The organism is Dehalogenimonas sp. 4OHTPN (assembly GCF_040448695.1).
GTDB lineage: Bacteria > Chloroflexota > Dehalococcoidia > Dehalococcoidales > Dehalococcoidaceae > Dehalogenimonas.
Genome location: NZ_CP159307.1, coordinates 378,110 through 401,594 on the forward strand (window position 1 = coordinate 378,110; position 23,485 = coordinate 401,594).

The following is a 23,485-nucleotide window of genomic DNA, read 5'->3' on the forward strand; positions in this document are numbered from 1 at the left end:
TCGTCGGACGGCGCGCACTGCACCGGCTTGCCGCAGGCAGATGGTTGAGGTCAGCCGGCGGCGGGAAAGCCGGGTTAATAAGCTTAGGTTACACTTCGGTGCGGGTGGAGAGGAAAATCTGAAGGCCCATCTGCGAGATCTGGTCCTGCACACCCTCTATTTCATCTAGGTGACCGTCTTCATCATTAAGGATAGCCTGGAGGATATCGCGAGTTGCGAAGTCGCCAAGATCCCCGGCCTGTTTGACGGCGGCGTTGTATGACTTGACGGCGCCGACTTCAGCCATACGGTCGTTCTCGAACATCTTGGGCACGTCGGCGCCGATATAGACTTTGCGGTAATCCGAGACGATGGGGATGCCCTCGAGGAACAGGATGCGGCCGATGAGCTTCTCGGCGTGTTTCATCTCGACGATGGCGCGCTTCTCGATGGATTTGTGGAGTTTGCCGTAATTCCAATTGTCGCACATCTCCGAATGGACCATGTACTGGTTGATGGCGGTCAGCTCGTCAGCCAGCAGGGAATTGAGGGTCGCAATGATCTGGGGATCGCCTTTCATAAAAACCTCCTGTTTTTTTCGAATGTTATTTTATCTTATCAGAGAACCGGCCGGTTCCCCAACACCATCGGTATTCCGGGTTTGAACCGGGCAATACCCCTTTTCTTGACCCTGTGCTGACCGCCGCAATACGCTGTTGTTGAGGGGTCAGGATTGGCTTATTGACATCCAATATCCGGGGTGATAATATAACCGATTGTCTGTGGCTTTTAGAGTCGCAGGCGGCAGATGATGTCTTAAAACAGTCTGCCAGCGGGCTTCCCGGGTGAAGGATGAGCTCGTCTCGTCCTTTAACATTGTCCGGGGGTATAGAGGAGCGCGATATGCCGACAGTGAATCAGTTAATCAGAAAAGGGCGCCATAAGCTGGCCAAAAAAGCCAAAACTCCGGCGCTGCACTATAATTTCAATTCGCTCAAGAACCGCACGTCGTACGGCGCCGGTTCGCCGCAGAAGCGCGGCGTATGTCTTCAGGTGAAGACGACCACCCCCAAGAAACCGAACTCCGCGCTGCGGAAGATCGCCCGCGTCCGTTTATCGAACCACATGGAAGTAACGGCTTACATCCCGGGCGAGGGGCATAATCTCCAGGAGCATTCCGTCGTTTTGATCCGCGGCGGCCGGGTACCTGATTTACCGGGCGTCCGCTACCACATCGTCAGGGGCACTCTGGACACCGCCGGCGTGGCCAACCGCAAGCAAGGCCGCTCCAAGTACGGCGCCAAGGTAGCCAAGGCCGCAGTAAAAAAATAGGGATACCCTCAGGGAGGCATTTAAAAAACAATGGGACGACGCAGTTCAGGTATCAGGCACCCGGCGCTACCCGATGCCAAATATAACAGTGTCATCGTATCCAAATTCATCAACCGCATCATGTATGCCGGCAAACAGAGCACCGCCGAACGGGTGATTTACGATGCCATGGAGATCATGGCCGCCCAGGATGGCAAGGACGCGGTGACCCTTGTCGAACAGGCGGTCAAGAATGCCACGCCGATGGTAGAAGTCAAAGCCCGCCGGGTCGGCGGCGCCAACTACCAGGTGCCGGTTGAGGTTCGTCCTGACCGCGCTTTCTCACTGGCTTTGCGCTGGTTGACCAAGGCCGCCCGCAGCCGTTCCGGCAAATCCATGGCCGAGAAGCTGTCGGCTGAATTGTCCGATGCCGCCAAGGGTCTGGGCGCCGCGGTCAAAAAGAGAGAAGAAACGCACAAAATGGCCGAGGCGAACCGCGCTTTCGCCCATTACCGCTGGTAGATCGCAGAGATTACCGCCTGCTTCACTAAATTCTTATGAATCAACAAGATCGAAACCTGGAACTGAATAAAACCCGCAATATCGGCATCATCGCTCATATTGATGCCGGCAAAACGACCACCACCGAACGGGTGCTGTATTTCACCGGCCGTACCTATAAAATAGGCAACGTCGATGACGGCAATACGGTCATGGACTGGATGCAGCAGGAGCGCGAGCGGGGTATCACCATTACCTCCGCCGCTACAGCGTGCCATTGGCGCGATTATCGCATCAATATCATCGATACTCCCGGCCACGTTGATTTCACCGCCGAAGTTGAGCGGTCGCTCCGCGTCCTAGACGGCGGCGTGGTTGTCTTTGACGGCGTGGCCGGCGTGGAAGCCCAATCTGAGACGGTATGGCGCCAGGCCAACCGTTACGGTGTGCCCCGGATCTGCTTTATCAACAAGATGGACCGTACCGGCGCCGATTTCAACCGGTGCCTCAAGATGATTGAAGACCGGCTCAAAGCGCGGCACATCGCCGTCACGCTGCCGATCGGCAGCGGCGACAGCTTCGGCGGCGTCATCGATCTGATCAAACTCAAAGCCTACAGCGCCGATGGGGATCAAAATACTCCCGAGCCGATCGAAATACCGATCCCGACGTCCGAAAAGGAGCGCGTCGAGGCCGCCCGCCACCAGATGATCGAGAAGCTGGCCGAACTTGACGACGAGGTGATGTGCGCCTATCTGGACGGCAGTGACCTTTCGACCGATCAAATTATCGCCGGATTAAGGCGGGTGACCCTGGGCAACAAAGGGATCCCCGTGTTATGCGGCTCATCTTTCCGCCAAAAAGGCGTCAAGCTGCTGCTGGACGCGGTGGTCAACTTCCTTCCTTCCCCGTTGGATACGCCCCCGGTTGTCGGCATCGATACCCGGACTCAGGCTGAGGTCTCCAGGCCGGTCAGTGATGACGCGCCTTTTGCCGCCCTGGCTTTCAAGGTTGTTTCCGATCCTTTTGTCGGCCGTCTGGTGTATCTGAGAGTGTATTCAGGCACGGTGGACGCCGGCGCCGGGGTAATGAATACCACCCGGGACCAAAAAGAACGCATCGGCCGATTGCTGGTGATGCATGCCAACGCCCGGGAAGAAATCACCAAAGCTGAAACAGGCAGTATTATCGCTTCACTCGGTCTCAAGAGCACTTTCACCGGCGATACCTTGTGCGACCCGGCTCATCCTGTGCTGCTTGAAAATATTAAATTCCCTGAACCGGTGGTGTCTATTTCCATCGAGCCCAAGACCCGTGCCGACCAGGATAAAATGGTGGACGCGCTGCAGAAGTTGGCTGATGAAGACCCGACCTTCAAGGTCACTTATAATGAAGAGACCGGTCAAAATATCATCGCCGGCATGGGTGAACTTCACCTGGACGTGTTAGTCAGCCGCATGTTCACCGAACACAAGGTGGCAGCTAAAGTGGGGCAGCCGCGGGTTGCTTACCGCGAGACGATCACCGCTCCGGCCAGGGCCGACGGCCGGTTTGTCCGGCAGTCGGGCGGCCGCGGTCAGTACGGCCATGTCAAAATCGATATTGAACCCAACACCGAGTCGACCGCTGTTGAGGTCGTTGATGACATTCGCGGCGGCACGGTGCCCAAGAACTTTGTCAAGGCGGCGGCCGAGGGTATTAAAGAAGCCGCGGCAACCGGCGTTTTCGCCGGTTACCCGATGGTCGGGGTCAAGGTATCCATTTTTGACGGCAGCTATCATGATGTCGACTCCAACGAAATGGCTTTCAAGACTGCCGGTTCCATGGCGCTCAAAGCCGCGGCTGCCAAAGCCAATCCGGTGTTGCTCGAGCCCATCATGAAGATGGAAGTCATGACGCCCGAGGAATACATGGGCGATATTATCGGCGACCTGAACTCCCGGCGCGGCCATATCGTTTCCATCGAGCCAAGGGGGGAGACGACGATGATTCATGCTTACGTGCCGCTGGCGGAAACGTTTGGTTATACCACCACTATCCGGGGCATCTCAAAGGGTCGTGCCACTTCATCGATGGAATTCTACAAATATCAGGAACTGCCGGCCAACATCGCCAAGACGGTGATGGAGTCAGCGGCCGTCGCGAAATAGGGGATTTGAGGACTATGGGTAAACAAAAAATCCGCATCAAGCTAAAGGGTTTCGATCACAAGGTGCTCGATCAGTCGGCACAGCAGATCGTTGAAGCCCTGGAACGCACCGGGGCAGTTATTTCCGGCCCCGTGCCGCTGCCGACCCAGATAAAAAAATACTCGGTTATCCGGGCGTCCTTCATTGATAAGGATTCTCAGGAGCAGTTCGAGGTGCGTACCCATAAACGCCTGATTGACATCGTGGAGACGACCTCGAAGACTATCGACTCCCTGACCAGTCTTAATATGCCGGCCGGGGTCAGCATCGACATCAAGCTCTAAATCGGTCATAGCGATTACGCTTTAGGAACGCGAAATGATAAATGGAATTATCGGTAAAAAATTAGGCATGACTCAGGTCTACAGCGCCAGCGGCAAAGTAGAACCGGTGACGGTTCTCGAGGTCGGCCCGTGTACTGTAACCCAGGTCAAGACCTTGGAAAATGACGGCTACGTCGCCGCCCAGCTTGGTTTCGGCACCGCCAAGAGGCTTGCCAAAGCAGAGAAGGGCCATACCAAAGACACCGGCGAGTTTCGCCACCTTCGGGAGTTCCGCCTGGAAGATGTATCCGGCGTCGAAGTCGGCAACAAGGTAGACGCCAGTTTATTTTCCGACGGCGAACTGATTGACGTCACCGGCATTTCCAAAGGCCACGGGTTTGCCGGCGGTGTCAAGCGGCATGGTTTTCACGGCGGCCCGAAAACCCACGGTCAGTCAGACCGCCACCGCGCGCCGGGCTCTATAGGCTCGACTACGACGCCGGGCCGGGTTTACAAAGGCACCCGAATGGCCGGCCACATGGGACACGATCAGGTCACGGTACGCTGTCTTAAGGTGGTCAAGGCCGATACCGAGAAGAACCTGCTCCTGGTACGCGGCGCCGTTCCCGGCGGTAAGAACGGCTTGATAATCGTAAAAAAATCAAAGAAGAGTAGCTAAATGGAAATACCCGTTTACAGTATGCAGGGCAAGGTAGTTAAAAACCTTTCGGTCAGCGAGTCGGTGTTCGGCGTGCCGATGAACGACGCGGTAGTGCATCAGGCGCTGGTGGCGCTGCAGGCCAACGCCCGTCAGGGTACTTCATCGACCAAGACCCGGTCCGAAGTCGCGGGTTCAACCAAGAAATTATTCCGCCAGAAGGGCACCGGTGAAGCTCGTGCCGGCTCGGCTAAAAGCAACCTGCGGCCAGGCGGCGGCATCGTTTTCGGCCCCAAGCCGCGCGATTATTCAAAAGGGCTGCCGAAAAAGGTCAGGCAACTGGCTATACGTTGCCTGCTGTCAGACAAAGCCGCCAGCGGCGGACTTAAAGTAATCGATGCCATTTCCCTTGATCCACCGAAGACGCGCGATATGGCCAGCGCTCTGGCGGCGCTTGAGTGCACCACCTCCACCATGGTAGCCACCGCCGGCGTTGATAATAACGTCGTATTGTCGGCGCGCAATCTTGCCGGGGTCAAGACGACACCCGCCGATTTGCTGAATGTCGTTGATTTGTTGAAATACGATAAACTTGTGCTCACTGAAGAGGCTCTTCAGGTTGTTGAAAAGATCTGGGGCGACCGGTCCAGCTAAGGAGAAACCACAATGCAGATATTCGATGTTTTACGCAGACCCCTGATTACCGAAAAAAACGCCCGCCTGCAGGCAACCGGCAAATACGCCTTTGAAGTTTCGGCGGAAGCGACCAAACCGCAGATAAAAACGGCGGTTGAAGCGGCTTACAAGGTAACGGTGACAGGAGTCAATGTCATCATGGTTAAGGGCAAAATGAAGCGGATGGGCCGGGGATTGTTCCGGACTCCAGACTGGAAAAAAGCCCTGGTTACATTGAAAGCCGGCGATAAGATCGAGCTCTTTGAAGGGGTCTAATTATGGCACTTAAATCATACCAACCAACCTCCGCCGGGCGGCGCCACCAGACCGGTTATACTTTTGAGGAAATAACCAAGAGCCGGCCGGAGAAATCGCTGACAAAATGCGTCAAGCAGGATGCCGGGCGCAATAATCAGGGCAAACTTTCGGTTAGACACCGCGGCGGGGGCGCGCGCAAGATCATCCGCGTGCTTGATTTCAAACGCGATAAGATTGGGATTCCGGGTAAAATAGCCGCCATCGAGTATGATCCGCATCGCTCGGCGCGCATTGCCCTGGTGTTTTATGTCGACGGTGAAAAACGCTACATCCTGGCACCCCAGGGCTTGAAAGTGGGCGAAACTATACTTACCGCTCCCGAAGCCGAACTCAAGCCGGGCAACTGCCTGCCGCTGCGCTCTATGCCCTCCGGCACGCTGGTCCATAATCTTGAACTCGAGCCCGGCCGGGGCGGCAAACTGGTGCGTTCCGCCGGCGCGGCAGCCCAACTCATGGCCAAAGAAGGCGAATACGCCTTAATCCGCCTGCCGTCCGGCGAGATGCGGCGGATCCGTATCGACTGTTACGCCACCGTAGGCGCCGTCGGTAACGAAGAGCACCAGACTTTATCAATCGGCAAGGCTGGTCGCCGGCGCAACATGGGCTGGCGGCCTCAGGTACGCGGCTCGGCGATGACGCCCAGGGACCATCCCCACGGCGGCGGTGAAGGCCGGACTCCCATCGGCATGCCGGGACCGAAGACTCCCTGGGGCAAACCCGCCCTGGGCTTCAAGACGCGCCAGTCTAAGCCCTCGGACAAGCTCATTGTTAAAAGGCGTAAATAATTATCGCGCGCGTTAAAGCGCGCCTCAGGCAGCGGAGGAATTAATCGATGTCTCGATCAGTTAAAAAGGGACCGGCAGTACACCCCAAACTCATGAAAAAAGTTGAAGCGGCCAATCGTTCAGGGAAAAAGGTTCTTATCAAGACCTGGGCGCGCTGGTCGACGATCCTGCCCGACATGGTGGGGATGAACATCGGCGTTCATGACGGCCGGCGACACGTGCCGGTGTTTGTGACTGAGAATATGGTCGGTCACAAGCTGGGTGAGTTTGCCCCTACCCGGACTTTCCGCGGCCATGGCGGCGGCAAGGCCGAGGCGGCTGCCAAAAAATAAGGGACTGGTGAAACATGCAGGTTAAAGCAGTGTCAAAAAACACCGGGGTGCCAGCCAGCAAGGTCAGGCTGTATCTCGATCTCGTACGCGGCAAGAAAGTGACCGAAGCTCTGGCGATATTGCGCTTCGCCCCGTCCCCGGCGGCGGTTCATGTCGCCAAGACAGTCAAATCAGCCGCCGCTTCAGCCGAGAACAACTTTCAGATGGAACCGGACGCACTCAAAATTGTCAAGGTATTCGCGGACGGAGCGCCAATGATGAAACGCCATAAAGCGCGCTCCCGCGGCAGAGTCTCGCCGATATTGAAAAGATCGAGCCACATCACCGTCGTCGTCGGTGACCAGGAGGTTTAATGGGACGCAAGGTACATCCGTATGCTTTCCGTATCGGGGCGATCAAAGGCTGGAATGCCAAATGGTTCGCTGAAAAAGATTTTTCGGCCAGCCTGCTGGAAGATTTGAAACTGCGTAAAGGCATCAAGCAGAAATATACGGACGCCGGCATCTCAGGTATTGAGATCGAACGCCAGGCCAATAAGGTGGCGGTAACGGTCGCTACTTCGCGCCCGGGCATCGTGATCGGCCGGGGCGGGCAGCGCGTTGATGAGATGCGGAAATTTCTGGAAGAGCTGGCCGGCAAGCGGATCCAGCTTAATATCCATGAGATCGGGCAACCTGAGCTGGATGCTTTTCTTGTTGCCCGATCCGTGGCTGACCAAATGGAAAAGCGCATTGCTTACCGGCGGGCCATGAAGCAGGCGATGTTCCGCACCCGCCAGGCAGGCGCGCGCGGCATCAAGATTGCTTGCGCCGGACGGCTGGGTGGAGTTGAAATTGCCAGGCGCGAGGTCATGCATGACGGACGGGTGCCCCTCCATACCATCCGGGCTGACATTGATTACGGATTTGCTGAAGCCAGAACCGCTCTTGGACGCATCGGCGTCAAGGTCTGGATCTACCGCGGCGATATTTTGCCGGAGACCAAGCCGGAGAACGAAGACTTAGGCGCAGCGGAGATGACGCCATCGGCGGCTGAAACTACGGTTGTTGTTACAGAAACCGCCAAGCCGGTTGAACAGGCCAAGCCGCGCACCCGGAAGAAAGCGGATGAAACAGCCGCCCCGGCCGCCGCCACCGCGACTGCAGCGGCCCCTGAGGACAAACCAAAGCGGGCTACCGCCCGCCGCGCCAAAGTGAATACTGAAGAGACTTAGTCCCCCGACTTTGTACTAGAGGAAGACCATGCAGCAACCTAAACGAGTAAAATACCGAAAAGCCCATAAAGGGCACCGCCACGGCGAAGCTCAGGCCGGCAACCGCGTCGATTTCGGCGACTATGGACTGCAGGCGACATCTACCGCCTGGGTTACGGCAAGGCAGATCGAAGCCGCCCGGCGCGCCATGACGAGATATATCAAGCGCGGCGGCAAAGTGTGGATCAGGATTTTTCCCGACCATCCGGTAACCGCCAAACCGGCTGAAACCCGCATGGGTTCAGGCAAAGGGGCGCCTGATCATTGGATAGCCGTGGTTAAACGCGGCCGCATGCTGTTTGAAATGGGCGGCGTAGATGAGACTGTCGCCCGCGAGGCGATGCGCCTCGCGGCTTACAAACTGCCGCTGCAAAGCAAGTTCGTGCTTAAAGAAGGCGCCGCAACGGTTTCGGCCGCCGAGGAGAAGGCGTAGATATGAAGATTGATGAGATAAGGGCTTTTTCGGCCGAAGAGATCAGAAAGCAGCTTGCCGCAGCCAACCGCGAGTTCATGGAACTGCGCTTCAAGCTGGCAACGAAGCAACTGGTCAACCACCGGCAGATACCGGCAGTCAAAAAGAAAGCGGCCCGTTTGCAGACGGTTCTGCGCGAACGAACCCTGGGCATAAGGTAGGTTATATGGAAAACGTGAAATCTTTAAAAACGATGATCGGGCGTGTGGTGTCCGACAAACCCAGCAAGACGGTGGTGGTGGCGGTGGAAAGCCGGCGCGAACACCCCATCTATAAAAAGTCTTACAAGGTGGTTAAGAAATATCAGGTTCACGATGAAAACGGCGCCGCCCATTACGGCGATATGGTTGAAATGATTCCCACCCGGCCGTTATCGCGCACCAAGAATTTCCGCCTGCTTCGGGTCGTTACCAAGGGCGAGGTAGCCGAGTCTGCCGAACTCAAGGAGATCACGTAAATGATACAGGCTTATACCCGTCTCAAGGTGGCTGATAATACCGGCGCCAAATCCATCATGTGCGTCAATGTTCTGGGCGGCAGCCGCAAATTGCGAGGGCGCATTGGCGACGTCATCGTGGCGTCTGTCAAGCGCGCCGCGCCGGACTCAGCGGTTAAAGAGGGCAGCGTGGTTAAGGCGGTGATCGTTCGGCAGGTTTCACCGCTGCGCCGGGCTGACGGCTCATACATCAAATTTGATGAAAATGCCGCTGTCCTGCTGAATGATAAGAATGAACCCCGGGGCACGCGAATTTTCGGTCCGGTGGCGCGCGAACTGCGCGATAAAAAATTCCTGAAAATCCTGTCGCTGGCTCCTGAGGTTCTTTAGAGGCTGAGATGAAGATAAAGAAAGACGACAATGTGCTGGTTATCTCCGGCAAGGACCGGGGTAAAAGCGGCAAGGTAAGAATGGTCTACACCGCCAGCGCCCGGGTGCTGGTTGACGGCGTCAATATGACCAAAAAGCATTCCAAGGCGCGCGGCGCGGTGCGCCAGGCCGGGATTATCGAACGAGAGTCGCCGGTCCATGCCAGCAATGTGATGCTGCTCTGCGCCAAATGCGGCAAGCCCGCCCGATTAGGCAGCAAGGCGTTAGCTGACGGCAAACGGGTACGCGTCTGTAAATCATGCGGCGAGGTAATCGACTAGATGGGCGGACTCAAAGAAAAATACGTCAAAGAAGCGGTGCCCCGGCTCAAGGAGGCCTACGGCTACGCCAACGTCATGGAGATACCCCGCCTGACTAAAGTGGTATTAAACGTCGGAGTGGGCAAAGAGGCCTCAAGCAATCCTAAAGCAGTGGAAACCGCTCAGGCTGATCTGGCGACTATCGCCGGGCAGCATCCGGTGGTCACCCGCAGCAAACACTCCATCGCCAACTTCAAACTCAGGGCCGGGATGCCTGTCGGGCTCAAGGTTACGCTTAGAGGCCAGAGAATGTATAACTTCCTCGACAAGCTGATCAGCGTCGTCCTGCCCCGGCTCCGCGATTTTCAGGGCGTACCGTCTGACGCTTTCGACGGGCGCGGTTCTTATGCTTTGGGTCTAAAAGAGCAAACAGTTTTCCCGGAGATTGATTTTTCCAAGGTCGACAAAATGCGCGGACTCGAGATTTGCATCGTGACCAGCGCTAAAACTGACGCTGAGAGCCGGACCCTGTTAGAAGGTATCGGCATGCCGTTTGCCAAGGAGTAGCGAGGAATTATGGCTAAGACATCCAAGATCGTCAAATCAAAACGCACGCCGAAATTCGCGGTGCAACAGCACAACCGCTGCCTGAAATGCGGGCGGCCGCGCGGTTATATCCGGCAGTTCGGCCTTTGCCGCATTTGCTTCAGGGAGCTTGCCCTTCAGGGGCAGATCCCCGGAGTCAGGAAATCGAGCTGGTAAATGATAGAGAGTAGTGTACTAACACCAGGGGGCTGCAATGACTGATCCGATTTCTGATATGCTCACCCGAATCCGCAATGCCGCGATGGCTGGGCACGAGACCACGCTGGTACCGGCTTCGCGAATCAAGCAGAATATTGCCAAGCTGCTCAAACAGGAAGGCTTTATTTCCGGGTTTGAACTTACCGGCGCCAAGCCGCAGCGGCAAATAAAGGTGACGCTGCGCTACGACGAAAAGGGAGCGCCGGCGGTTACTGGCCTCGAGCGAGTCTCCAAACCAGGCCTGCGAGTGTATGTCGAGAGGGGAGAAATACCCCGGGTATACGGCGGTCTGGGCGTAGCGGTGCTCTCAACTTCCCGCGGCGTGATGACCGGCTATCAGGCATGGAAGTCCGGTGTCGGCGGAGAGCTGCTTCTCAAAGTTTGGTAATCTAGAGGGATATTAAAATGTCACGTATCGGCAAATTACCGGTGGTTGTCCCCAAAGGGGTTAAAGTAACGATAGAAGGCAGCAAAGTGACCGTTACCGGTCCCAAAGGCGAGTTATATCGTGAGTTCTCCCCGGATATGGATATATCTTTTGAAAACGACAAAATAATGGTGCGGCGGCCGTCCGATGCCCAGAACCACCGCTCACTTCACGGTTTATCGCGCACTCTGTTAGTTAATATGATTGACGGAGTAAGCAAGGGCTTCGAAAAAGGGCTAGAAATCGTCGGCGTGGGTTTCAGGGCTGAGAAAGCCGGCGACAATTTAGTGTTGAGGGTGGGTTACTCACATCCAGTCGAGTTCAAGCCCAAGGATGGGATCAGCTTCGCTCTCGAAACGCCGACTAAATTGAAAGTCCTGGGGATAAACAAAGAGCAGGTCGGGCAGGTAGCCGCCGAAATTCGTTCGGTGAGGAAGCCGGACTCCTACAAGGGCAAGGGTATCCGGTACGCTGGCGAGAAGATCAAACTCAAGCCGGGCAAAGCGGTCGGAAAGGCGGCTAAGTAATGGCTAAAATGACATCACAGGCGGCGCGGAAGCAGCGCCACGAACGGTTGCGCAAGACCCTGAGCGGGACGCCTGAACGCCCTCGTCTCTGCGTATTCAGGTCTCTGACGCACATCTATGCTCAGGTTATCGACGACCGGCGCGGCGCCACCCTGGCCCAGGCATCGACGCTAGACGCGGAGATCAAAGCACCTGCCGCGGACCATGAGAAGATGGCCCAGGCCGAACTTGTGGGGAAAACCATCGCCAGGCGAGCCCAGGATGCAGGCATTAAAGAAGTTGTTTTTGACCGGGGCGGGTACAAGTATCATGGCCGCGTTAAAGCGCTCGCCGATGCCGCCCGCGCCGCCGGACTATCGTTTTAGGAGCTGATATGGTAAAAGCGGTTATTTCTAAGATTGATGCACAGGAGCTGTCGCTGAATGACAAGCTCATATTCATCAACCGGGTGACCAAAGTGGTCAAGGGCGGCAAACGGATGGCCTTTTCCGCTCTCGTCGTTACCGGCGACGGCGCCGGTCATGTCGGCGTGGGTATGGGGAAGGCCAAAGAAGTTCCGGTAGCTATCGCCAAGGCTTCAGCGATCGCCAAGAAAAACCTGATCAAAGTTGATATGAACGGCACCACCATCCATCATGAAATTCGGATAAAATACGGCGCTGCCGAGGTATTTTTAAAGCCAGCCGCTCCGGGAACCGGTATCATCGCCGGCGGCAGTGTCCGGGCGGTACTGGAGACGGCCGGGATTAAAGATATTCTCACCAAATCCATGGGCAGTCCCAATAAGGTCAACGTTGCCCGGGCGACCATAGCCGCTTTAGCGGCGGTCAAAAACCCCGCAGAAACTCTGGCCAAGCGGCGCGCCGGAACTTCCGCTGAGGAGGTAGTCGGTGGCTAAGATAGCAATTACCTGGGTTAAAAGCGGCATAAAATACAAGTTCGACCAGAAGGACACCCTGGAGTCCCTGGGTCTTAAAAGAATGAACCAGACAGTTGTCCAGGAAGATAACCAGGCTATTCGGGGCATGATTCAGAAAGTCAGGCATCTGGTGGCTGTCTCGGAGGCGGAATAATGAAAGAACACGAGCTATTTCCTTCGCCCGGAGCATCAAAAAACCGCAAGCGGGTCGGCAGAGGTGATGCCTCGGGGCACGGGAACTATTCCGGGCGCGGCTACAAAGGCCAGAAGGCCAGAGCCGGCGGGCGGATCCGCCCCGGTTTTGAAGGCGGCCAGAACCCGCTTATCAAGAAGCTGCCGCAGAAGCGGGGTTTCCACAATCCATTCCGTGTTGAATACGATGTAGTTAATATCGGCGACCTGAAGGTATTTGACAGCGGCGCAGTCGTCGACGCCGACAGCCTGGTAAGCGCGCGGTTGCTTAAATCGGCCAGCCGGCCGCTCAAAATTCTTGGCGGCGGTGAACTGGATAGGGCTTTAACGGTAAAAGCCGCTGCTTTTAGCGCCGAGGCTAAAGCCAAGATTGAAGCCGCCGGTGGTAAAACAGAGGTAGTGTAAATGCCGGAGAAATCAAACCGCCCCAAGTTGCTCCAGGCGATGGTTGACGCTTTCAGCCTGCCGGATCTCCGGAGGCGTATCCTTATCACCATCGGTATTCTGGCGGCGTTCCGAGTAATTGCCCATGTACCGATGCCGGGCGTCGATTCCCAGGCGCTGGCCGAGTTGATGGAAGGAAATGCCGTCCTCGGCATGCTCGACATCTTTTCCGGCGGCGCACTCAGAAACTTCAGTCTGGTAGCCCTGGGCGTTTATCCGTATATCACCGCCAGCATCGTGATGACGCTGATGACGCCGATCATCCCGTTCCTGCAGCGGCTGTCACAGGAAGGCGAAGCCGGGCGCAACAAGATCAACTTGATTACTCACTGGATGACAGTGCCGCTGGCGGCGTTGGGCGGCTGGGGGCAGCTGGTCCTTCTGCAGCGCGAAGGCGTGGTGGCGGCTTCCGACCCCCTGGTGACAGTAACCATTATTATTTCGCTGACCGCGGGGACATTGTTCTTGGTCTGGCTGGGCGAACAGATTACCCAGTACGGCATAGGTAACGGCGTGTCCATAATCATCTTCGCCGGCATCGTTGCCGGACTGCCGCAGCTTATCGGTCAGGGTTTCCTGGCCCGCGAGCAGTTCCTAGGCCTGGGGGTCTATCTGCTCATCGCTCTGGCGACTACCATCCTCATCGTTATCTTTACTGAAGCACATCGACGGATACCGGTACAGTATGCCAAAACCGTCATCAAGAGCGGCCGGATGTACCGTCAGAGCGGCGCTTCCCACATCCCGCTCAGGGTCAACACCGCCGGCATGATCCCGCTGATCTTCGCTTCGGCGCTGGTCATCTTTCCCGGCACTATCGCCAGCTACTTCATGAATCCGGCTGGAAGCGATCCCAATTTTTGGAACACTATCTATACCTGGTTCAATCCCAATACCGAACTGCCGGTCGGGGCATTTTACTGGGTAATGTTCTTCCTGTTAACCATAGCTTTCGCCTTTTTCTATACCATGGTCGTTTTCGAGCAGCAAGACCTGCCAGGCACTCTGCAGAAGCAGGGGGGCTTTATTCCCGGCATCCGCCCCGGCAAACAGACGGCGACCTACCTGAACTCGGTGATCCGCAATATCACCTGGGGAGGCGCCCTGTTCCTGGCAACAGTGGCCATCATGCCCTTCCTGGCCCGGGAGATTACCAGCGTCCAGACACTGCAGTTGTCGAGCTTCGGTATGCTTATCGTTGTAGGCGTGGTACTCGATACCATGAAGCAACTTGAGGCTCAACTGGTAATGAGGCGGTACGAAGGCTTTATAAAATAGGCCGAAATAATGTATAATGCAGTTTTTCTGGGCGCACCGGGCGCCGGCAAAGGGACTCAGGCCGCGGTAGTGGCTGAGAGAATGGGTTTTGCTCACCTTGCCACCGGAGACCTGTTCCGCAAACATATCGCGGCCGGCGACGAACTGGGGCGGCGGGTTAAATCGTACCTTGACAAGGGGCAGTTGGTGCCCGATGAAGTTACCGTTGCGATGGTGCTTGGCCGCATGGGTCAACTAGCCGATAAGGGCGGAGTCATCCTTGACGGCTTCCCCCGGACGCTGTCACAGGCCGAGGCTCTCGACCGGGCGCTGGCAGCCACCGGCGGGACAGTCAGCCGGGTAGTTTACCTGGCGGTGCCTGAGGCGGAGCTGGTAAAAAGGTTGTCCGACCGCTGGATTTGCCGCGGCTGCCAGGCTCCGTACACCGCCGCCGATAAAGCGGCGTCCAACACTTGCCGCCGGTGCGGAGGCGAACTGTACCAGCGCACCGACGACACGCCGGAAACAGTAAGAAAGAGGCTTGAAGTATATTTTAAAGAGACGTCTCCACTCGTCGAGTACTATCGGCAGGCCGGGATCTTGGCTGAAGTCGATGGTACCGGCGAAGTCTCGGAGGTAACCGGCCGCATTGCAGCAGTTTTATCTTAATGGGAATAATTATAAAATCGGATAGAGAGATCGCCATCATGCGGCGTGCCGGTAGGATCATCGGCACGACCCTTGAGGAGTTGAGGAATAGATTAAAGCCGGGTATGAAAACGGCCGAGTTGGATAAGATAGCAGAAGAGATGCTGCGAAAGATGGGTGCCGCACCCTCGTTCAAGGGCTATCACGGCTTCCCGGCGTCGTTATGCGTGTCCGTCAATGAAGAAATCGTTCACGGCATTCCCGGTGATCGGATTCTCAAGGAGGGCGACCTGGTATCACTCGATTTGGGAGCTGTGGTTGAAGGCTTTCAGGCTGACGCCGCCATTTCCGCCGGTGTCGGGCAAGTGTCGGCTGAGGTTGAAGACCTGATCAGAGCCACCGCCGATTCATTGACCAAGGGACTTGCCGCGGCGCGGGATGGCAATCACCTGGGCGATATCGGTGAAGCGGTCGAGAATTGCGCCAAACGGCACGGTTTCAATGTCGTTAAAAACTACGGCGGTCACGGCATCGGACGCTCGATGCACGAGGACCCGCATATTCCGAATTTCGGGAGATCCGGCAGCGGGCCGAAACTCAGGAAAGGGATGACACTGGCTATCGAACCGATGCTGAGCGCCGGCAGCTGCGAAAATAAAGTCGGCGCCGATGCCTGGACAGTGGTCACCGCCGATGGGAAACTGGCAGCTCACGCAGAACACACCATAGCGATAACCGCGGGCGAAGCCGAGGTTCTGACCCTCGCCCGGTAACGATTGTAGTATTTATGCCGAAGAAAGATGCTATTGAAGTTGAAGGGACAGTGCTGGAAGCGCTGCCCAACGCCAGCTTCCGGGTGGAACTGGCTAACGGGCACGAAGTGCTGGCCCATATCTCGGGAAAAATGAGGGTGCATTATATCAGAATACTGCCCGGCGACAGGGTATTAGTCGAATTATCGCCGTATGATTTAACCCGCGGCAGGGTTACCTACCGCTTCAAGTCGTAATTAAAGGAGAACCAGTGAAAGTCAAAGCTTCAGTTAAGCCCCGTTGTGAAAAGTGCAAGATCGTACGGCGTGAAGGCGTGGTCAGGAATATCTGCACCAACGTCAAGCACAAGCAGCGCCAGGGTTAGGAGGAAATATGGCACGTATCGCCGGTGTAGATATTCCGCAAAACAAGCAGGTATTGTTCTCCCTGCCGTATATTTACGGCATCGGGCCAACGCTTGCCGGACAGATCCTCGAGCGGTTGAAGATCGACCCGACCGTTAAAGTGTCGGCGCTGACCGAGGAAGAACTCAACCGGATCCGCGAAGTTGTCGACAAGGAATTCCGTGTTGAAGGCGACCTGCGCAAAGAAATATCATTGAATGTAAAACGTCTGATAGATATCGGCTCCTACCGCGGGCTGCGGCATCGCCGTAGTCTGCCGGTGAACGGCCAGCGCACCCGAACCAACGCGCGCACCCGCCGCGGGCCTCGGAAGACCGTAGCCGGTCGCGGCCAGAAACGCGGCGCCGCCAAGAAGTAAACCCAGCAAATATTAGGAGGCATTAAGTGGCAACCAAAAAACGCGTTGGCGTTAAGAAAAAAGAAAAGCGGCTGATACCGGTCGGCAAAGCCTTTATCCAGGCGACGTTCAACAACACTATCGTCACCCTGGCCGACCCGCAGGGTAATGTCCTGGCGACCACCAGTTCCGGGAACGCCGGCTTTAAAGGTTCGCGAAAAGGCACTCCCTACGCCGCCCAGATGGCCGCCCAGAACTGCGCCAAAAAGGCGATGGAAAGCGGCTTGCGCCAGATTGAAGTGTTTGTAAAGGGGCCTGGTTCGGGGCGAGAAGCCGCCATTCGGTCGCTGCAGGCTTCCGGGCTGATTGTCACCGGCATCCGCGACGTCACCCCGATCCCGCACAACGGTTGCCGTCCTCCCAAGAGAAGGAGGGTGTAAGAGGTAAATATGGCGAGATATTATTTGGCAGTTTGCCGGCAATGCCGGCGCAGCGGCGAAAAGCTGATGCTTAAAGGCAACAAATGTTTCAGCAAATGCACCTTTGACAAGCGTCCCAAGCCGCCCGGGCCGCAGCCGGCACGGCCGCGGCGTCTTTCGGATCGCGGCACCCAGCTTCGAGAGAAGCAGAAGATACGCTATTCTTTCGGTATGCTCGAGCGCGAATTCCGGCGTTTTTTTGCCGAAGCCGAACGTCAGCCCGGTGTCACCGGCGACTCCTTGATGCTCCTGTTGGAACGCCGGTTGGACAATGTCGTCTATCGGTCAGGTCTGGCTGATTCCCGGGCTCAAGCTCGGCAGGTGGTACGTCACGGTCATATAAACGTCGGCGGTAAGAACGTTGACATCCCGTCCTACCTGGTAAAAGAATCTGACGTAATCACTTTTAAAGAACAGAGCACCAAGACCGGGTATTACCAGAAAGTACTCGAGGTTATCGGGTCCAAGATGACTCCCGGCTGGTTGGCGATTGATAAAAAGACTCTCGCCTGCAAAGTGGTTTCTTTACCGACCCCTGGCGATCTCGACATGAAGCTCGACGCTCAGGCCGCGGTGGAGTACTACTCCCGTTAATATGCCCCGGCGGATAAAAGCAATAGGTGATCCGCCAATGAGCTTAAGGAGGTAAGGCTGGTGTCAGAAATCGCTCAGCCAGTAATTGAAATAAGAAGCGCTCACGGCAGTGACTTTGCCCATTTTGTGGTCGAACCGCTGGACAAAGGCTTCGGCACCACTCTGGGTAACGCCCTGCGGCGGGTGCTCCTGTCGTCGCTGCCCGGCGCCGCCGTCACGCAGGTGCGTATTGAAGGCGTTCAGCATGAATTTTCACCGCTGCCCAAAGCCAAGGAAGATACCATCGATTTCCTGCTCAATCTTAAGGGTTTACGCCTTAAAGCTGTTTCCGGACGCCCGGGGCGGCTCATCCTGGATGTCAAAGGGAAGCGTAAAGTCACGGCCGGTGATATTGAGCCATCATCAGATTTCACTGTGGCTAACCCGGATTTATACCTGTTGACGATGGATGACAAAGACGCTCATTTTTACGTCGAGATGGATGTAGAGATTGACCGGGGTTATCGCCTGGCCGATTCAAAGGAAAATCCGACAGTCGGCACGATCCCGCAGGATGCCATCTTCAGCCCGGTGGAAAAGGTAAATTACACCACTGAGCCGGTACACCTGGGTCAGGAAACGAGCTACGAACGGCTGCACCTTCAGGTGTGGACCGACGGTACCGTCAGTCCCTCCGAAGCGGTGGTGCAATCCGCAAATATTTTGCTCAAGCAATTCGCGCCGTTCGCCAGTCTCGGGGGCATGCCGTTTCCCATCAGCGAGAAGCGGGTTGAAAAACTGACCATCCCTGAAGAGAAGTTCAATATGCCGATCGAGCAACTTGACCTGTCGGTACGGTCGTTGAATTGTTTGAGGCAATCAGCCTGGCGAAAGCGCCGTCGCGCCGGTTGAAGAAGAAGAAAAAAAGCCCAAGCGCAAACGCGCTCAAGCGGCGGTAGAGTGAGGTCTGGATAAATGCGACACGGATTAGTTACCAAACGGTTTGACCGCGACAAGGGCCAACGCGAAGCCCTGTTTCGCGGCCTAGTGACCGACCTGTTAAAATACGAGAAAATCACCACCACCGAATCCCGGGCTAAGGAAATCCGCAAGGTTGCCGAAAAAATGGTTACCTTAGGTAAAAAAGGCAACCTCTCCGCCAGGCGGCAGGCCGCGGCTTACCTATATGAAGAAGCGGTGGTTGATAGGCTTTTCGGTGAAATGGCCAAACGTTACGCTGACCGCTCAGGCGGCTATACTCGCGTTGTTAAAATCGGACCACGGGCAGGCGACGGCGCCGCCGAAGCGATCGTCGAGTTCGTCAAATAGGACGGCGTTGACCGGCGATATTAAAACCAAAGTAGCTTTAATAATTGAATATGACGGCACGCGGTTCCTTGGTTCTCAGTGCCAGCCGAAAGCGGCCACGGTACAATCTGAGGTAGAGTCAGCAATTGAGAAGCTGACCGGCGAGAAGCTCCGGGTAATGCTTTCAAGCCGTACCGACACCGGTGTTTCGGCTCTGGGTCAGGTTGCCAGTTTCCGAACCGGATCATCGTTAGCACCGGAACGGATCATCGGGGGACTGAACCACTACCTGCCGCAGGACATCGCGATAAAGGCCGCGTATCGGATTCCAGACGACCTGGAAGTGCGGCGGGCGGCAGTCAGCCGGGAGTACCTCTATCGTATCTGGAACGAACCGGAGCGATCGCCGCTTAACGAGCGGTTTCGCCACCGGGTGGCGCCGAGGCTTGATGAGAGAGCGATGGACGCCGCCGCCAAGCTTCTGGTCGGCACCCACGACCTGAAAGCTTTCGGCAGTGCCGGAAGAGGGCCGGAGCGGAGTACGGTACGCACCGTCTACGACGCTAATGTTAGCCGTAACGGGGCTGAAGTGACGTTCAGGATCGTAGCCAGCTCCTTTCTGACCCATCAGGTCAGGAACACAGTAGGCGCCCTGATTAAGGTCGGGGCGGGTAATCTGACCGTTGAGGAGTTTAAAGGACTGTTATCGATTAATGCACCTGGCAAGGCTGGTCCGGCAGCGCCGGGCAAGGGGCTTTGTCTTATTAAGATCAACTACCGGAAAGATTTGGGAGATTACAATGAAAACACTTAGCGTCAAAGCGGGGGACATCACCCGCGAATGGCATGTTATCGATGCCGAAGGTAAAGTTCTGGGGCAGGTGGCGGCTCAAGCTGCCAAACTGTTAATGGGGAAGCACAAGCCGATTTTCTGCCGGCACCTGGACTGCGGCGACGGCGTCGTCATCATCAACGCCGGCAAGATAATCTTCACTGGCAAAAAAGGCACCGACAAGTTCTACTACCGCCACTCCGGCTATCCGGGCGGGTTTCGCCAGGAGAGCTTGAATCAGATGCTTGAAAAAAAGCCGACCTTCCCGCTGGAACACGCCATCCGCGGCATGCTGCCACGCAACCGTCTGGGTTCAGCTATGTTCAGGAAGTTGCGTGTTTATGCCGGCGCCGAGCACCCGCACCTGGCTCAGGTGTCGACCGCCGCCGAGGCCAAATAAAAAGCCGAATAAAAAACAGATTACCAGATATTGCGGCGGTAGAATTGCCAACCGCGCGAAGGGGAAAATGAATGGAAAAGAAGAACTACTTTCAGGGCACCGGCCGTCGTAAGTCAGCGGTAGCCCAGGTGCGCCTTACTCCGGGCAAAGGCGCCATCGTCGTCGACGGAAAACCGTTCGAGGAGATCTTCAACCGGCCGGAATACGTCAGGACGGTGATGAAGCCTCTCGAGGTTACCGAGACAATCAATAAATTCTCGGTCATGGTTAAGCTGTCCGGCGGCGGCGTTTCCGGGCAGAGCGATGCCATCGCCATGGGACTGTCTCGCGCGCTAATAGCCGTTGACGATAAAAACAAAGCCGTGCTGCGTCAGAACGGTCTGCTGACCCGGGACCCGCGGACTAAAGAGCGGAAGAAAGCCGGCCTCAAGCGAGCCCGCAAGGCGCCTCAGTACACCAAGCGTTAATAATCCCCTGCGAGCTAATAAAGACGATTCCCGCCTATTTGGCGGGAATCGTCTTTATAAAGGGACTGACTATTGAAGGTCTTGATGAGGTTCCATGGACCGTTCTGTCAAATGGTGTCAGCGAGCCGCTCTTTCAGGTATGTGATTGTGTCGACCGGCGTAGGATCGGTACGGTTCAATATCGCCAGGTAGTAACTAACGTAGTCGCCAAGCAGGATCAGGCTCATCATTTGAGCGAGCGGGGAAATACCTCGACCGTCGGCGAAGGTAATCCGCGCCCCTGCCCGGGTCAGAAGCTCTGCCGTAATCTGGTAACGCTTGAGATTGCGCCCGTAAATTTGGTTAGACCGCAGCATGACTACCTGGATTTTGTGTAGCAGATCGGCGGGGAACTGGTAGCCGACGACAGCGTTGTGGTTGAGCTCCGGAAGCGTCTGGGCGAAAGCCCACTGCTTTGAGTTCTCGTTGAGCTGGGTCTGCCAGCGGTAAGCCACCTCTGCGGCGATGTCGGCGCCGTAGATTACGGCGATACGGCCATTTAACTTGTAAGCCAGGTCCTTGGCCAGGTTGTGGGACAGGAGTTTGCTCGGTTCGATCTTGCGAGCAAACTGTTCGCTGACCATGGCGGCTTCGGCCACCTCGGCGGCCTTGTCCGGCACCAGTCCCAGGCGGACCAGGAAATTCAGTAATGGGAAAATACCCCAGGCTATTGCCGCCCGCGGCTGAGCGGAGTAGCTGAAGACAAAGGCCGGGACGCCGTTTTGGCTTGCGATGTCAAGAAGCTTCCCGCCGGTGGTTATGACCAGCTTTTTCGCCGGTGTCTTTAGCGCCTGGTCGAAGGCGGACAGTGTTTCCTCGGTGTTGCCGGAGTAGGACGAGGCGATGACCAGCGTGCGTTCATCCACCCAGGCAGGCAAATTATATTCCCTGAACACCGAGACCTGGGCTTTTGATTCATTGGCGATGATGCGCTTTACCAGGTCCCCGCCAATAGCTGAGCCGCCCATACCCAGCACGGCCACTTTATCGACAGAGGCGTAGTCATCGGGCAGGGGAAATTCCCCTGCCAGTTTCCACGCGTCCAGGATTTGCTCCGGCAGTTCGCGGATCCGCTGGCCCATACCGGCTGGATCGTACAACGGGTAAGTATTTAGCTCGTCGAGCATGATCTCGTTCATCTGAATCTCCAATCGAATGGCAGGTTCGTCATCGATATGGCGAATGGATTCCCGCTTTCGCGGGGATGACAATATTCTAGACCTCAGCCATCTGCCGGCCAATTTTAAGCAGCCGATCAACGCGCTCCGGGCTGTTGGCTTCGGCGTAAATTCTGAGCAGCGGTTCGGTGCCTGAAGCCCGGAACAACAGCCAGGCGCCGTCAGGGAAGGTAAAACGGAAACCATCAACGGTGTCGCGCGAAACTTTACACCCATCGATTTCCGCCGGATTTGCCGCCTCGAGACGGGCGATGACGGCGGCGCGTTCCTCGCCGTCGAACTGGACGTCGATGCGGTGGTAGTCGTGTTTGCCTACTTTGGAATAGAGCCACTGTAAAAGCTCGGCGGGATTCTTGCCGGTGCGGGCCATGAAATCCAGAAAATAGAGCCCGGCGGCCATTGCATCACGTTCAAGGACATGGTTTCGAAAGCCGTAGCCGCCGGACTCCTCGCCGCCCAGTACAGCTTTCTCCCGTTCCATAATCGGGGCGATGTATTTGAAACCAACCGGGGTTTCGAAAATAGGCACGCCATACAGTTTCCCCAGGTCGTTCAACATACTGGAGGTGGTAATGGTCTTGACTAAGGCACCGCGTTCGGCGCGGGTATCCAGGAAGTAAAGCGCCAAAAGCGACATTACCTGGAGTTGGGTTACGAAGACGCCGTTCTCGTCGACGATGCCGATGCGGTCGGCGTCTCCGTCGGTGGCAATACCGACATCCGCGCCTTCAGCGACCACCCTAGCCTCTAGCTCCTTGAGATTGATATCAATCGGCTCCGGCTGATGCATGCCGGGGAAGGCCGGGTTAGGCTCGCCCTTGATCTCGATGAGGTCATAACCTTCGCCGAGGAGGTCGCGGAATAACCCGGCGCCGGCGCCGTGCATCGAGTCGACGACGATCTTGAATTTAGTTTTTTGGAGGGCATTCAGGTCGATCAGCTTACCGATGTGTTCAAGGTATGGCGGCACCAGATCGGCGACCACCAGCAATCCGGCTTTCCCGGCGTCGTCCTCGGTCAACTTCTTCGGCGTTTCTACGCTGTCGATGAATGCTTTAAGGTGTTTTTCAACCTGAGCGATGGTCTCGGTCGGGGCGCTCGATCCGGTCTCCGACTTGATCTTAAAGCCGTTCCAGATGCCGGGGTTGTGGGAGGCCGTAATGACCACGCCGCCGCCAGCCTTGGCGTTCAATACGGACCAGGAAACAATAGGCGTTGGTACGGCGCGGCAGGACAGGGTTACATGGATACCGGCGGCGCATAGTACCAGCGCCGCCTCTTTCGCGAAGGCTTCCGACAGGAAGCGAGTATCGTAACCGATAATGATGCCGAGTTTACCAAAGCCGGACTCTTTCAAGTAACGGGCGTATGCGGCAGCGCAGATGGCCACGTTGTCAAACGTAAAATCCCGGGCGATGAGGCCGCGCCAGCCGTCAGTGCCGAATTTAATGGCTGCAGCCGGGTTGGTGGTCATTCAGGCTCCTCTCGTTGAGGGTTTCTTCATTTCAGCCAAAAGAATCTTCGACTGTTGTTCGAAACACTTCGACATGCCGAGACTCTATGCCACACGGCTAAAACCGGCGGCGATTTCCGCTCCCCTTTTTTTGAGGGTCGGCC

40 protein-coding genes are annotated in these 23,485 nt (G+C 56.4%); 37 read left to right on the forward strand and 3 right to left on the reverse strand.

Translation table 11 applies throughout. The features are described 5' to 3' along the window. Positions 1-88: 88 nt before the first annotated feature. Complete coding sequence (gene bfr, locus ABV300_RS02000) at positions 89-559, reverse strand: bacterioferritin (protein ID WP_058438106.1); 471 nt, start codon at positions 557-559, stop codon at positions 89-91. A 323-nt stretch (positions 560-882) separates the two neighbouring features. Here bfr and rpsL point away from each other — a divergent pair, with 323 nt between their 5' ends. The 37 genes from rpsL (at position 883) to rpsI (ending at position 20,651) form a co-directional block, all read left to right on the forward strand. Then, a complete protein-coding gene (rpsL, locus tag ABV300_RS02005) occupies positions 883-1,311 on the forward strand; it encodes a 30S ribosomal protein S12 (protein WP_353714892.1) in 429 nt (142 codons plus the stop codon). 30 nt (positions 1,312-1,341) lie between these two features. Continuing rightward, a complete protein-coding gene (gene rpsG, locus ABV300_RS02010; protein WP_058438103.1) occupies positions 1,342-1,812 on the forward strand; it encodes a 30S ribosomal protein S7 in 471 nt (156 codons plus the stop codon). Positions 1,813-1,847: 35 nt separating this feature from the next. After that, a complete protein-coding gene (gene fusA / locus ABV300_RS02015) occupies positions 1,848-3,941 on the forward strand; it encodes an elongation factor G (protein ID WP_058438101.1) in 2,094 nt (697 codons plus the stop codon). Between the two features lie 14 nt (positions 3,942-3,955). Beyond that, on the forward strand, positions 3,956-4,264 hold the full coding sequence (gene rpsJ / locus ABV300_RS02020) for a 30S ribosomal protein S10 (RefSeq protein ID WP_058438099.1): 309 nt from the start codon (positions 3,956-3,958) through the stop codon (positions 4,262-4,264). Positions 4,265-4,298: 34 nt separating this feature from the next. After that, entirely contained in the window at positions 4,299-4,922 is a 624-nt protein-coding gene (rplC, locus tag ABV300_RS02025) for a 50S ribosomal protein L3 (protein ID WP_353714893.1), read from the forward strand. Next, positions 4,923-5,555: a 50S ribosomal protein L4 gene (gene rplD, locus ABV300_RS02030; protein ID WP_353714894.1), complete on the forward strand. Its 633-nt coding sequence runs from the start codon at positions 4,923-4,925 to the stop codon at positions 5,553-5,555. It abuts the gene before it with no gap. Positions 5,556-5,567: 12 nt separating this feature from the next. After that, entirely contained in the window at positions 5,568-5,852 is a 285-nt protein-coding gene (locus tag ABV300_RS02035) for a 50S ribosomal protein L23 (RefSeq protein ID WP_353714895.1), read from the forward strand. 2 nt (positions 5,853-5,854) lie between these two features. Next, positions 5,855-6,679, forward strand: a complete 825-nt coding sequence (rplB, locus tag ABV300_RS02040; protein ID WP_353714896.1) for a 50S ribosomal protein L2 — start codon at positions 5,855-5,857, stop codon at positions 6,677-6,679. A gap of 47 nt (positions 6,680-6,726) precedes the next feature. Further along, positions 6,727-7,011, forward strand: coding sequence for a 30S ribosomal protein S19 (gene rpsS, locus ABV300_RS02045; RefSeq protein ID WP_058438088.1), 285 nt, complete (start codon positions 6,727-6,729; stop codon positions 7,009-7,011). Between the two features lie 14 nt (positions 7,012-7,025). Beyond that, positions 7,026-7,364 carry a 50S ribosomal protein L22 gene (gene rplV / locus ABV300_RS02050; RefSeq protein ID WP_353714897.1) on the forward strand — a complete coding sequence of 113 codons (339 nt, stop codon included), beginning with the start codon at positions 7,026-7,028 and terminating at the stop codon, positions 7,362-7,364. After that, the gene (gene rpsC / locus ABV300_RS02055; protein ID WP_353714898.1) at positions 7,364-8,224 is read left to right on the forward strand and encodes a 30S ribosomal protein S3; all 861 of its coding nucleotides are present in this window, start codon (positions 7,364-7,366) and stop codon (positions 8,222-8,224) included. The genes rplV and rpsC overlap by 1 nt, the downstream gene beginning before the upstream one ends. A gap of 28 nt (positions 8,225-8,252) precedes the next feature. Next, positions 8,253-8,696, forward strand: a complete 444-nt coding sequence (rplP, locus tag ABV300_RS02060; protein WP_058438082.1) for a 50S ribosomal protein L16 — start codon at positions 8,253-8,255, stop codon at positions 8,694-8,696. Positions 8,697-8,698: 2 nt separating this feature from the next. Continuing rightward, positions 8,699-8,896, forward strand: coding sequence for a 50S ribosomal protein L29 (gene rpmC, locus ABV300_RS02065; RefSeq protein WP_353714899.1), 198 nt, complete (start codon positions 8,699-8,701; stop codon positions 8,894-8,896). Between the two features lie 5 nt (positions 8,897-8,901). Beyond that, on the forward strand, positions 8,902-9,192 hold the full coding sequence (rpsQ, locus tag ABV300_RS02070; RefSeq protein WP_353714900.1) for a 30S ribosomal protein S17: 291 nt from the start codon (positions 8,902-8,904) through the stop codon (positions 9,190-9,192). Further along, positions 9,193-9,561 carry a 50S ribosomal protein L14 gene (gene rplN, locus ABV300_RS02075; RefSeq protein ID WP_058438076.1) on the forward strand — a complete coding sequence of 123 codons (369 nt, stop codon included), beginning with the start codon at positions 9,193-9,195 and terminating at the stop codon, positions 9,559-9,561. An 8-nt stretch (positions 9,562-9,569) separates the two neighbouring features. Continuing rightward, positions 9,570-9,881: a 50S ribosomal protein L24 gene (rplX, locus tag ABV300_RS02080; RefSeq protein ID WP_058438074.1), complete on the forward strand. Its 312-nt coding sequence runs from the start codon at positions 9,570-9,572 to the stop codon at positions 9,879-9,881. After that, complete coding sequence (gene rplE, locus ABV300_RS02085; protein WP_353714901.1) at positions 9,882-10,427, forward strand: 50S ribosomal protein L5; 546 nt, start codon at positions 9,882-9,884, stop codon at positions 10,425-10,427. Between the two features lie 9 nt (positions 10,428-10,436). Further along, positions 10,437-10,622, forward strand: coding sequence for a type Z 30S ribosomal protein S14 (locus tag ABV300_RS02090; protein WP_058438070.1), 186 nt, complete (start codon positions 10,437-10,439; stop codon positions 10,620-10,622). A gap of 37 nt (positions 10,623-10,659) precedes the next feature. Further along, positions 10,660-11,052, forward strand: a complete 393-nt coding sequence (rpsH, locus tag ABV300_RS02095) for a 30S ribosomal protein S8 (RefSeq protein WP_353714902.1) — start codon at positions 10,660-10,662, stop codon at positions 11,050-11,052. Positions 11,053-11,069: 17 nt separating this feature from the next. Further along, positions 11,070-11,618, forward strand: a complete 549-nt coding sequence (gene rplF, locus ABV300_RS02100) for a 50S ribosomal protein L6 (RefSeq protein WP_353714903.1) — start codon at positions 11,070-11,072, stop codon at positions 11,616-11,618. Further along, a complete protein-coding gene (gene rplR / locus ABV300_RS02105) occupies positions 11,618-11,983 on the forward strand; it encodes a 50S ribosomal protein L18 (RefSeq protein WP_353714904.1) in 366 nt (121 codons plus the stop codon). The genes rplF and rplR overlap by 1 nt, the downstream gene beginning before the upstream one ends. Positions 11,984-11,991: 8 nt before the next feature. After that, positions 11,992-12,516 carry a 30S ribosomal protein S5 gene (gene rpsE / locus ABV300_RS02110; protein ID WP_353714905.1) on the forward strand — a complete coding sequence of 175 codons (525 nt, stop codon included), beginning with the start codon at positions 11,992-11,994 and terminating at the stop codon, positions 12,514-12,516. Then, on the forward strand, positions 12,509-12,691 hold the full coding sequence (gene rpmD, locus ABV300_RS02115; RefSeq protein ID WP_353714906.1) for a 50S ribosomal protein L30: 183 nt from the start codon (positions 12,509-12,511) through the stop codon (positions 12,689-12,691). Before rpsE ends, rpmD begins: the two co-directional genes overlap by 8 nt. Next, positions 12,691-13,134 carry a 50S ribosomal protein L15 gene (gene rplO, locus ABV300_RS02120; RefSeq protein WP_353714907.1) on the forward strand — a complete coding sequence of 148 codons (444 nt, stop codon included), beginning with the start codon at positions 12,691-12,693 and terminating at the stop codon, positions 13,132-13,134. The genes rpmD and rplO overlap by 1 nt, the downstream gene beginning before the upstream one ends. After that, on the forward strand, positions 13,135-14,451 hold the full coding sequence (gene secY / locus ABV300_RS02125) for a preprotein translocase subunit SecY (RefSeq protein ID WP_353714908.1): 1,317 nt from the start codon (positions 13,135-13,137) through the stop codon (positions 14,449-14,451). 9 nt (positions 14,452-14,460) lie between these two features. Then, a complete protein-coding gene (locus ABV300_RS02130) occupies positions 14,461-15,099 on the forward strand; it encodes an adenylate kinase (protein WP_353714909.1) in 639 nt (212 codons plus the stop codon). Beyond that, on the forward strand, positions 15,099-15,851 hold the full coding sequence (gene map / locus ABV300_RS02135; protein ID WP_353714910.1) for a type I methionyl aminopeptidase: 753 nt from the start codon (positions 15,099-15,101) through the stop codon (positions 15,849-15,851). The genes ABV300_RS02130 and map overlap by 1 nt, the downstream gene beginning before the upstream one ends. A 14-nt stretch (positions 15,852-15,865) precedes the next feature. Then, positions 15,866-16,087: a translation initiation factor IF-1 gene (infA, locus tag ABV300_RS02140; RefSeq protein ID WP_058438053.1), complete on the forward strand. Its 222-nt coding sequence runs from the start codon at positions 15,866-15,868 to the stop codon at positions 16,085-16,087. A gap of 14 nt (positions 16,088-16,101) precedes the next feature. Beyond that, the gene (gene rpmJ, locus ABV300_RS02145) at positions 16,102-16,215 is read left to right on the forward strand and encodes a 50S ribosomal protein L36 (protein ID WP_058438051.1); all 114 of its coding nucleotides are present in this window, start codon (positions 16,102-16,104) and stop codon (positions 16,213-16,215) included. Positions 16,216-16,223: 8 nt separating this feature from the next. Beyond that, on the forward strand, positions 16,224-16,613 hold the full coding sequence (rpsM, locus tag ABV300_RS02150; protein ID WP_058438049.1) for a 30S ribosomal protein S13: 390 nt from the start codon (positions 16,224-16,226) through the stop codon (positions 16,611-16,613). 26 nt (positions 16,614-16,639) lie between these two features. Continuing rightward, the gene (gene rpsK, locus ABV300_RS02155; RefSeq protein WP_353714911.1) at positions 16,640-17,032 is read left to right on the forward strand and encodes a 30S ribosomal protein S11; all 393 of its coding nucleotides are present in this window, start codon (positions 16,640-16,642) and stop codon (positions 17,030-17,032) included. Positions 17,033-17,041: 9 nt separating this feature from the next. Continuing rightward, a complete protein-coding gene (rpsD, locus tag ABV300_RS02160) occupies positions 17,042-17,665 on the forward strand; it encodes a 30S ribosomal protein S4 (protein WP_058438045.1) in 624 nt (207 codons plus the stop codon). 60 nt (positions 17,666-17,725) lie between these two features. Next, the gene (locus tag ABV300_RS02165) at positions 17,726-18,556 is read left to right on the forward strand and encodes a DNA-directed RNA polymerase subunit alpha (protein ID WP_353714912.1); all 831 of its coding nucleotides are present in this window, start codon (positions 17,726-17,728) and stop codon (positions 18,554-18,556) included. 63 nt (positions 18,557-18,619) lie between these two features. Continuing rightward, entirely contained in the window at positions 18,620-18,973 is a 354-nt protein-coding gene (gene rplQ / locus ABV300_RS02170) for a 50S ribosomal protein L17 (RefSeq protein ID WP_353714913.1), read from the forward strand. Between the two features lie 7 nt (positions 18,974-18,980). Further along, positions 18,981-19,766: a tRNA pseudouridine(38-40) synthase TruA gene (gene truA / locus ABV300_RS02175; protein WP_353714914.1), complete on the forward strand. Its 786-nt coding sequence runs from the start codon at positions 18,981-18,983 to the stop codon at positions 19,764-19,766. After that, positions 19,753-20,184 (forward strand): 50S ribosomal protein L13, encoded by a 432-nt coding sequence (gene rplM / locus ABV300_RS02180; protein ID WP_353714915.1) that lies wholly within the window; start codon positions 19,753-19,755, stop codon positions 20,182-20,184. The genes truA and rplM overlap by 14 nt, the downstream gene beginning before the upstream one ends. Before the next feature lie 71 nt (positions 20,185-20,255). Then, complete coding sequence (gene rpsI, locus ABV300_RS02185; RefSeq protein WP_353714916.1) at positions 20,256-20,651, forward strand: 30S ribosomal protein S9; 396 nt, start codon at positions 20,256-20,258, stop codon at positions 20,649-20,651. Positions 20,652-20,758: 107 nt separating this feature from the next. Here rpsI and ABV300_RS02190 read toward each other — a convergent pair whose 3' ends face one another. Beyond that, positions 20,759-21,829, reverse strand: coding sequence for a bifunctional phosphoglucose/phosphomannose isomerase (locus tag ABV300_RS02190; protein ID WP_353714917.1), 1,071 nt, complete (start codon positions 21,827-21,829; stop codon positions 20,759-20,761). Between the two features lie 76 nt (positions 21,830-21,905). After that, positions 21,906-23,342: a phosphoglucomutase/phosphomannomutase family protein gene (locus tag ABV300_RS02195; RefSeq protein WP_353714918.1), complete on the reverse strand. Its 1,437-nt coding sequence runs from the start codon at positions 23,340-23,342 to the stop codon at positions 21,906-21,908. Positions 23,343-23,485: the final 143 nt, after the last annotated feature.

Coding starts and splice junctions, on each gene's coding strand:
- map (WP_353714910.1), top strand. CDS start 15,099: ATGGGAATAATTATAAAATCGGATAGAGAGATCGCCATCATGCGGCGT.
- rplM (WP_353714915.1), top strand. CDS start 19,753: ATGAAAACACTTAGCGTCAAAGCGGGGGACATCACCCGCGAATGGCAT.
- rpsC (WP_353714898.1), top strand. CDS start 7,364: ATGGGACGCAAGGTACATCCGTATGCTTTCCGTATCGGGGCGATCAAA.
- rpsE (WP_353714905.1), top strand. CDS start 11,992: ATGGTAAAAGCGGTTATTTCTAAGATTGATGCACAGGAGCTGTCGCTG.
- rpsD (WP_058438045.1), top strand. CDS start 17,042: ATGGCGAGATATTATTTGGCAGTTTGCCGGCAATGCCGGCGCAGCGGC.
- rplQ (WP_353714913.1), top strand. CDS start 18,620: ATGCGACACGGATTAGTTACCAAACGGTTTGACCGCGACAAGGGCCAA.
- rplV (WP_353714897.1), top strand. CDS start 7,026: ATGCAGGTTAAAGCAGTGTCAAAAAACACCGGGGTGCCAGCCAGCAAG.
- ABV300_RS02130 (WP_353714909.1), top strand. CDS start 14,461: ATGTATAATGCAGTTTTTCTGGGCGCACCGGGCGCCGGCAAAGGGACT.
- rpsS (WP_058438088.1), top strand. CDS start 6,727: ATGTCTCGATCAGTTAAAAAGGGACCGGCAGTACACCCCAAACTCATG.
- rpsJ (WP_058438099.1), top strand. CDS start 3,956: ATGGGTAAACAAAAAATCCGCATCAAGCTAAAGGGTTTCGATCACAAG.
- ABV300_RS02035 (WP_353714895.1), top strand. CDS start 5,568: ATGCAGATATTCGATGTTTTACGCAGACCCCTGATTACCGAAAAAAAC.
- rplB (WP_353714896.1), top strand. CDS start 5,855: ATGGCACTTAAATCATACCAACCAACCTCCGCCGGGCGGCGCCACCAG.
- rpsQ (WP_353714900.1), top strand. CDS start 8,902: ATGGAAAACGTGAAATCTTTAAAAACGATGATCGGGCGTGTGGTGTCC.
- rplP (WP_058438082.1), top strand. CDS start 8,253: ATGCAGCAACCTAAACGAGTAAAATACCGAAAAGCCCATAAAGGGCAC.
- rplF (WP_353714903.1), top strand. CDS start 11,070: ATGTCACGTATCGGCAAATTACCGGTGGTTGTCCCCAAAGGGGTTAAA.
- rplE (WP_353714901.1), top strand. CDS start 9,882: ATGGGCGGACTCAAAGAAAAATACGTCAAAGAAGCGGTGCCCCGGCTC.
- rplD (WP_353714894.1), top strand. CDS start 4,923: ATGGAAATACCCGTTTACAGTATGCAGGGCAAGGTAGTTAAAAACCTT.
- rplN (WP_058438076.1), top strand. CDS start 9,193: ATGATACAGGCTTATACCCGTCTCAAGGTGGCTGATAATACCGGCGCC.
- ABV300_RS02195 (WP_353714918.1), bottom strand. CDS start 23,342: ATGACCACCAACCCGGCTGCAGCCATTAAATTCGGCACTGACGGCTGG.
- rpsL (WP_353714892.1), top strand. CDS start 883: ATGCCGACAGTGAATCAGTTAATCAGAAAAGGGCGCCATAAGCTGGCC.
- bfr (WP_058438106.1), bottom strand. CDS start 559: ATGAAAGGCGATCCCCAGATCATTGCGACCCTCAATTCCCTGCTGGCT.
- rplX (WP_058438074.1), top strand. CDS start 9,570: ATGAAGATAAAGAAAGACGACAATGTGCTGGTTATCTCCGGCAAGGAC.
- rpsH (WP_353714902.1), top strand. CDS start 10,660: ATGACTGATCCGATTTCTGATATGCTCACCCGAATCCGCAATGCCGCG.
- fusA (WP_058438101.1), top strand. CDS start 1,848: ATGAATCAACAAGATCGAAACCTGGAACTGAATAAAACCCGCAATATC.
- ABV300_RS02090 (WP_058438070.1), top strand. CDS start 10,437: ATGGCTAAGACATCCAAGATCGTCAAATCAAAACGCACGCCGAAATTC.
- infA (WP_058438053.1), top strand. CDS start 15,866: ATGCCGAAGAAAGATGCTATTGAAGTTGAAGGGACAGTGCTGGAAGCG.
- rpsM (WP_058438049.1), top strand. CDS start 16,224: ATGGCACGTATCGCCGGTGTAGATATTCCGCAAAACAAGCAGGTATTG.
- rplO (WP_353714907.1), top strand. CDS start 12,691: ATGAAAGAACACGAGCTATTTCCTTCGCCCGGAGCATCAAAAAACCGC.
- rplR (WP_353714904.1), top strand. CDS start 11,618: ATGGCTAAAATGACATCACAGGCGGCGCGGAAGCAGCGCCACGAACGG.
- rpsG (WP_058438103.1), top strand. CDS start 1,342: ATGGGACGACGCAGTTCAGGTATCAGGCACCCGGCGCTACCCGATGCC.
- rplC (WP_353714893.1), top strand. CDS start 4,299: ATGATAAATGGAATTATCGGTAAAAAATTAGGCATGACTCAGGTCTAC.
- rpsI (WP_353714916.1), top strand. CDS start 20,256: ATGGAAAAGAAGAACTACTTTCAGGGCACCGGCCGTCGTAAGTCAGCG.
- ABV300_RS02190 (WP_353714917.1), bottom strand. CDS start 21,829: ATGAACGAGATCATGCTCGACGAGCTAAATACTTACCCGTTGTACGAT.
- secY (WP_353714908.1), top strand. CDS start 13,135: ATGCCGGAGAAATCAAACCGCCCCAAGTTGCTCCAGGCGATGGTTGAC.
- rpmC (WP_353714899.1), top strand. CDS start 8,699: ATGAAGATTGATGAGATAAGGGCTTTTTCGGCCGAAGAGATCAGAAAG.